We start from the raw sequence: 7,249 nt of genomic DNA, 5'->3' as shown, positions 1-7,249 counted from the left end.
GTTAAACCATAATCAATTTTTGAGCCAAAAATTTCTTGAAGCGGGTTAAAAGCTAAGCATCAGTAAAGAATTAGGAGTTTCTAGGGGATTGTTTGAAAATTGAAGACGAAAATCTAAGACTTGCAATTAAAAATTTTTACAATTTACACTCCATGGAATAATATGGTTTCCAGGTGAGCGATTGGAATATATGATGACATCATTAATCAGTTCTAAAATTTCACTCTTCTCTTAACTCCTCCTTTTAACGAATTTTAACTCGAGTGGCTCCATAACCAAATTTTTCCTTCAAAGCGTCTTCGTAATACTTTATTAAAAAGGTTTTCCCCAAGCGTTTGTGGATTTCATTTTTTAAAACCCCATTACCAACTCCATGAATGAATGTGATTTCTTCCATTCCACACGCAATGGCTTTATCCAGTATTGCTTCAAAATGTTGAATCTGATAGGACAGAATTTCTCTTTTGTTCATTTCACTGAAGTCATCAATAAGCTTATCTATATGAAGGTCTATAATAGGCTCGGGCCGGTCATAATGACTTTGAGAAGTAATTGTCTTATTTTCCGTCTGGGTGTATAGTTGTTCCTTAAGGTTTGCGGTATCCAGGTTTTTTGCCTCATTATCTAATTGGAATAAGAAAGCATTTTTTCCCAGAACAGGGGCTTTTTGTTTACTCTTAAAGAAAGTTGACGCTTTAAATTTAAGAACTCTTTGTAGGGGGTTTTTTAACTTAAAGTCCTCATTTTTAAAGAAAAGTAATTGGATTAAGATTGGGGGCCATTTTTCAAAATTGCGAATTTCTCTTTCACCTATTTTCATTGATTCTCGAGGTTGAAGAGTTCCTGCTTTTAGGCCATTGTATTGGTCCTTTAATTCTTCAAAAGCGGAAAAAGGGAGTTGTAAATCTGTATTATTGATCAGATGTAAAGATACTACCTTATCATTTATTTCTAGAAAGGCAATGAAAACGCCTCGTTGGGCAATAATTTCTGATTTTATTTCTTTCTTTGACTCTACAGCAGTCTCTTTCTTTTCCTCAAAGAATGAAGATTCTCCTGAGGAAACCACCACTGCCTCATTTTTCATCACTGGGATAGTAAAGCCATCTTCAATCTCAATTTCGATTAATTTACTATCTAAAAAACGAGTGATAACCCCTTCCACATCATCATGGAGTAACCTTACTTTATCTCCAATATTCATTTTCTTTAAATTAAAAGATCAAAAAAATCGTTTGAACCCCCACCCAATGCATTTAATTTAATTGAGTAGAGTCCTTTTTCTCAGTATTCCTAATTTGTCTATTCAAAAGGGAGTCTTTCGGAGTTATGGTCTCCGTATTTTCTGTTTTTTCTTTCTCTTTTTCAGAGCTTCTCCTTTTTTTATTTCCTTTAAAAAGGTCCTTAAACTTATTAAAGGTCTGAACGTGCATAATACTTATTCCCTGTGAAGCTGAATTTCCAGAGTCAATATTACTGTCATTCGAATTAAGATCCGTTGTATTATATAGTTTTGCTCGAAATTTGCCATCAGGAGTAATCAAGTATTCAACTGTCCACTCCCCCACAATACTATTAATGTTGGTTTGATTATGCACATCTGTAAAGCCTCCATCTCGGGTAATTCTTAACCGCCCATCCCATAAATTTACAGAAAACCGTAATCGAAATGTTTCCCAGAAATCTTCTTCAATACTATTGAGGTTAAAATCAATTTCAAGGTTTTCATTTACCTGACTTAACCAATAACTAAGTTGGTTGGAAAGAAGCTCACTAACACTATTTCCCACAGTTCCTCCAACAGCCAGACTGCTGTTGTCGGAGGCAAGCTTTTTTAAAATGATCATGCTAAAAACCTGCCGTTTTAGTTCTTGTTCATCTGCCTTTAATCGAGATTTGAATTCCGTAATGGCATCTTCCAGCCGAATTCCATTTTTACTTATGTTGTGTGGATAATCACTAAAGTCAAGTTCAAAGTTAATGTCGGGAGATAGCATCTGGCCTTCGATATCCATTAAAACTTTGGCAGGATATTTCCTTTTAAGTTGTGCATTGGTTTCTGATGAGGCGTTCTGGTCGGGATCCAAAATATAACTGAAAACAGGTTCTAGAGATACCAATTGATTGTAGCTTGCTTTTATGCCTAATTGGGCCTCGTAAGGGTCGCCAGCCCATTTAATGGTACTGTTGGGTTCAATAATAAACTCTTTGTTAATGAGGCCTGGAATGGTGAAGTTGTAGTTTCCTTGGGTAAATTCCAGGTCTCCAATTATATTGAAATCCCCTTTGGTGTCAATTTGGAGTTTAAGATTTCCATTTCCTCTTCCCCGAATAATGTCACCGGACTTTTTGTCAAAAATTAACTCTCCATATGCATCTGGAGTGATATTTAGGTCAAAATTAAGATTTATCCCAGTGAGATCCGTGGAATTACTTTCTGGCTTTTGGGATAAAGCTGTAGAGTCACTAAGATTTACAAAATGTATAAAATCTTCCTGTTGAAAATTGTCAGCAGAATAGGAAGTGATCGGCATATGGATCTTTGTATTTTTGTTGGTGGTGGCATTTACATAAATTTGAAGATTATTAATCGCTCCCAAAACATAAAAATTTCCTGTACCATAGGCTTCACCATAATAAAGGCTATTGTCTTTATAATTGGTATTTAGCACCTGGAAATTATCCATAGTACCTTCAAGAGAAAGTATAAAATTCTGGAACCCATCATGAAAAATACCTCCACTCAGAGTAGCTTCATTTTGATTGATATCGTGGAGTTTTAAATTCCTTACTCCAATTTCGTTAACATCAAATATTATGCTTCCATCGAAGGTGTAAAAGGTGTTTAGGTAGTTGAATTTAAGCTTTCCGTTTTGAACAATTCCTTCTCCTTCCAAAATGGGATGTGTTAGCTTTCCTGATATTTTAAATTCCCCACTTGCCGTGCCTTCAATGTCCGAAAAATTTTCTTCAATAAAAGGTTCTGCCAGGTTGAGGTTTGCCTGGTCAAAGCGGGCGGTAAGATTTAAAGGATTTTCTTCATTGTATGGATCATAATAGCCCTCTGCCCCTATAGTCTTTTTCCCTAACCTGTTGAGCTGTAGATTTAAATTTAGTCGCTGTAAGCTACTACTCCAATCACTATAACTGCTAAAGTCTCCAGCCAAATAATGATTGATGTGTAATTGTTTGATATTAATTTGATTCTGAATGAGACGCGTATTAAAATAGTCTCTCAAACTAACTGTGCCATCTATTACGCCACTAAGTTTAGGTTCCAGAAATTCATTGAAGTTATCTAATTGTAAGTTTTCTATAGATAATATGATGGAATCATAAGGAGAAGGAGAGATAGCTCCATTTAAAGCAATTTTTTGCTCATCCCGATAGATTTGTAACCCTTGGATTTGAAGGCGATTATTAATCAATGAAATTTGATTTCCTGGAGCAATGTACCAGGGTTTTCCTAAAAACCTTAGATCGCTATTTAAGATACTTAAGTGGGTAGTATCAGGAAGAAAATCAATTGTCCCTTCCAAATTCAGGGAATTTTCAGATTGGCCTCGTTCTGTTTGGGCCAAAAAATCTACATGGGTGTCATTCCAAATCCCTTGGATAGTAAGGTTTTGACTAAGATGCCTGTTTTTTAGCAATTGTTCTCCGGAAGTGAGGTAAACCATGGCCAACACATTAGTGCTGTCGGATAATTTTGAGGTAGAAAGGTCGAATGCGGTATTTTTAAATCCAAAGTCATTATAGGACAGACTATCTATTTCTGAGTTAAGCGTAATAATATCTGTATAGCCTTTTTTATAGGTTCCTGTGACTGAAGTATTTTTGGAAATATAGAGTTCCGGAATTAAAGCTTCCAAAAATGGATTAATGTCTTTTAAATAGATTTCGTAAGATAGCTGGTAGTCATTCCTTTTTTTATCATTGGCCTTTTGAGAATAATAGGAATTGATTTCTTGGCTGTGATTCAGAAGGTTTAATTGATATTCATTCCAAGTTTTAACCAAATCTTTCGAGAGTCTTGAAAGTTGATAATTACCTTTAAAATCAGCGTCGAAGGCCTCGTTTCTTATTGAGATATCCCGTTCTCCTTCATTTTTTTGGGAATTGAATTTAAGTACTTTTAGCTCAAAGGGATGATTATCGTAAATAACTTTTGTATCGTTAAAGGATCCATGACCTGTAATGCTATCCAGTTGAAGACCATGTAAATCTACATTTAGCTTTGTTTTTACAAAGGTTTCTTTTTCCAGGAAACCTAGATTGTGCACCAAGGCGGTGTCAACATTGATTTCCATATCTATCTTGTTTTTATTTTTTCTGAGATCCAATTCCCCCACAGCGGTGGCCTTTAAGTTTGGATCTTCAATCGTTAATTTTCCCCTAAAAAGTTCCTTCGCCATTCGGGCGTTGGTTGTAAGATTTTGATAGTTGTAGTGGTTAATTCCAATGTTATCGATTTTAGCATTTAAAGTGAAATCGGCACCTTCCATGTTGAAACCTTCACCTTCTATTTCACCATTGAGGTTGACGAATTGAAGAAACTCGGTGTCTTCGGCTAATTTACCCAAGTTGAAATCCTTTGTCTTGAGCCTTCCACTGTATTCTACGGGGTGTCCCTTTTCAAATTTTAGGTTGATATCTGTTTTTAGATAACCAAGTTTTGAAGAAAACTCTCCTTCCGCAACAAAGTCATTAGGAAAACCTTGGAAGGTGGCATTCATTTGGGTTTGACCAAATTTTTTAAGTGTTTGAAGGACGTCCTGTGGAATATACTGTTTAAGGTCCTCCCCCAGAAGTTGAGAATTGCTTAAGTTGATATCGGCAAAAGTCTCAGAAACATTTGGAAGTCCTTGAAAGCTCACAATTCCCTTTAAAAGACTGTTCCTCCCAAAAGCCAATTGAAGATCTTGGACTTTGAAATTATTGACTTCTCCCTTAAAATGACCACTGGCCAAATAACGGTCATTAATTCCTAGTAGGAAGGGTGCGAAAACTGCCAGGTCTTTGGTATAAACCTCAGATTTGTTCAGCTGCCCTTCTAAGTTTATGATTTGATTAAAATTTTGGAAGTCATTGTAACTATGGTATCTGAAAATCAATTGATCCTGAAGGGTGCTATTTCCCGCTTGAAGGAACAATTGCTCAAAAGCCATTTTGCTACCGTTAATGCTAAAATGGGTTTTTAGCTCATGAATTTTAAAGTTATTTTGGACCTCACGTCCGGAAAGTTGGGTGCTTTCAAAGGAAACTTTCCCTCGGTCAACTGAAAAATCTCTCAACTGAGCTTGAATACTGTCTACAGTAAAGTGATAATAATCAAATTGTCCTGGAATGGAGTCTTTTTCCGGCATATTCATGCTAAAGGTACTGTTAATCAAACGGGCAGAGCCAATGGTGATCTTTGGCGCTTTTTTTGGCTTTTTTTCTTTTCCAGATCCTCCCATTTCATTCAATTCCTTGACAAACAAGTTCAGATTGAATCCATTAGTAGGAGTGTTTTTAATCAGATGGACTTCAGCATTTTCCAATCTAAGCTGGTTGATATTGATGTGCTCTTTTTCTAAGGTAGTAAGGGAGCCCAAATCTACACGTAGACTTTTTGCCCCTATCATGAGGCTGTCTTGGGTATCCTTGATTTTTACATTTTCAAGTTCGATTTGATGGAACCAATGTAAATTCACATGGGCCACTTCGAAGGTGAAGCTTGTTCTTTCTGTTACCCAGTGGGCAAGTTTTTTGGTTATTTTCGTTTGGATATAAGGCAACTGTATGGCTGCCGAAAGAGCAATAAAAAGAAACAGAATGGTAAGTGTTAACCAAAGTACTGTTTTGAGTAAACGTTTTTTAATAACTTGCGACAAATTTTTTTGAAAATAAATCTATGAGACCTGTAATTCTGGCAATAGAGTCATCTTGTGACGAAACTTCTGCAGCTTTAATAAAAGACGGCAAAATACTGAATAATATTATAGCAACGCAATCTGTTCATGAAAATTATGGAGGAGTTGTTCCGGAGCTGGCATCCCGCGCACATCAGCAAAATATCGTGCCTGTTGTGGAAAATGCTTTAAGGGAGGCTAAGGTTGGGAAGGAGGAATTAGATGCCGTAGCTTTTACACAAGGCCCGGGATTATTAGGTGCTTTATTAGTCGGGAGTTCTTTTGCTAAATCGCTGGCGCAAGGCCTTGGAGTTCCACTAATTGCGGTAAATCACATGCAGGCGCATATACTTGCACATTTCATTGAAGAGCCACGACCTGCCTTTCCTTTTTTATGTTTGACAGTAAGTGGGGGGCACACACAGATTGTCTTGGTTCGTGATTTTCTTGATATGGAGATTTTAGGAGAAACACAAGATGATGCAGTAGGCGAGGCTTTTGATAAGACTGCTAAGATTCTAGGCTTACCTTACCCTGGAGGTCCATTAATTGACAAATACGCTAAACAGGGAAATCACTTGAGGTTTGAATTCCCTAAGACAGAGATGCAGGGCTTAAATTATTCTTTTAGTGGCATTAAAACTGCTTTTTTGTACTTTATTCGGGATATGACAAAAAAAGACCCAGATTTTGTACAAAATAATCTTTCGGATATTTGTGCTAGCATGCAGTATACCTTAATAAATATGCTTTTGCAAAAGTTAAAAAAGGCTTCCCGACAAACGGGCATTCGACAGATAGCGATTGCAGGAGGGGTATCTGCCAATAGTGGGTTGAGGGAAGAACTTCAGAAGCAATCAAAAAAAATGAATTGGGAGGTGTTTATTCCTCGTTTCGAATATTGTACAGACAATGCCGCTATGGTAGCCATGAATGCACATTATAAATATTTGGCAGGAGAATTTTGTGATCTTGGAGTCAGTCCACAGCCAGCCCTAAAGTTAATGGATAATTGATAATGAATCCTGAAGAGGAATGGTTTTAAGCCTATAAGTTTTCAGATCTGACATAGTTTAATAGGATGTTTCCTAAAATTTGTTTGGCCTAAGGTAGTATTAGGTTATTTTTTGGAAAAAATAACTGTATTTTGTGCTGTCTACGTTATTATTTGGTTAATATTAGAATTTTTGATACAAAGAGTTCTAAAGCATTGTGAAGAATTTGGGAGTTGTTGGTTTTCTTTTTCAAATTTCTATTCACTAATTATTATTCATTATTAAATAGTTAATCTATTTATTGCATTAAAATGGCAAAAGAAGAAAAAAGAAAGTTTTCTAATACTATTAATATTAAAA

General features: G+C 36.1%; 3 protein-coding genes. 1 reads left to right on the top strand and 2 read right to left on the bottom strand.

The genetic code is table 11. From position 1 onward, the window contains the following. Positions 1-244: 244 nt before the first annotated feature. Both E1171_RS11845 and E1171_RS11840 read right to left on the bottom strand, forming a co-directional pair. Complete coding sequence (locus tag E1171_RS11845; RefSeq protein WP_155206216.1) at positions 245-1,204, bottom strand: Smr/MutS family protein; 960 nt, start codon at positions 1,202-1,204, stop codon at positions 245-247. Between the two features lie 52 nt (positions 1,205-1,256). Then, complete coding sequence (locus E1171_RS11840) at positions 1,257-5,876, bottom strand: translocation/assembly module TamB domain-containing protein (RefSeq protein WP_155206215.1); 4,620 nt, start codon at positions 5,874-5,876, stop codon at positions 1,257-1,259. A gap of 20 nt (positions 5,877-5,896) precedes the next feature. On the opposite strand from E1171_RS11840, the gene tsaD reads away from it, so the two are divergent. Next, on the top strand, positions 5,897-6,910 hold the full coding sequence (tsaD, locus tag E1171_RS11835; protein WP_155206214.1) for a tRNA (adenosine(37)-N6)-threonylcarbamoyltransferase complex transferase subunit TsaD: 1,014 nt from the start codon (positions 5,897-5,899) through the stop codon (positions 6,908-6,910). The last annotated feature ends 339 nt before the right edge of the window (positions 6,911-7,249 follow it).

The sequence above is a fragment of the Xanthovirga aplysinae genome (genome assembly GCF_009711365.1).
GTDB classification, from domain to species: domain Bacteria; phylum Bacteroidota; class Bacteroidia; order Cytophagales; family Cyclobacteriaceae; genus Xanthovirga; species Xanthovirga aplysinae.
The sequence above is the reverse complement of the archived record's forward strand: the minus strand, read 5'-3'. Positions and strand labels throughout refer to the sequence as shown.

What these genes read in the sequence shown, in the direction of transcription:
- E1171_RS11845 (WP_155206216.1), bottom strand. Translation starts at nt 1,204, where the DNA reads ATGAATATTGGAGATAAAGTAAGGTTACTCCATGATGATGTGGAAGGG.
- tsaD (WP_155206214.1), top strand. Translation starts at nt 5,897, where the DNA reads ATGAGACCTGTAATTCTGGCAATAGAGTCATCTTGTGACGAAACTTCT.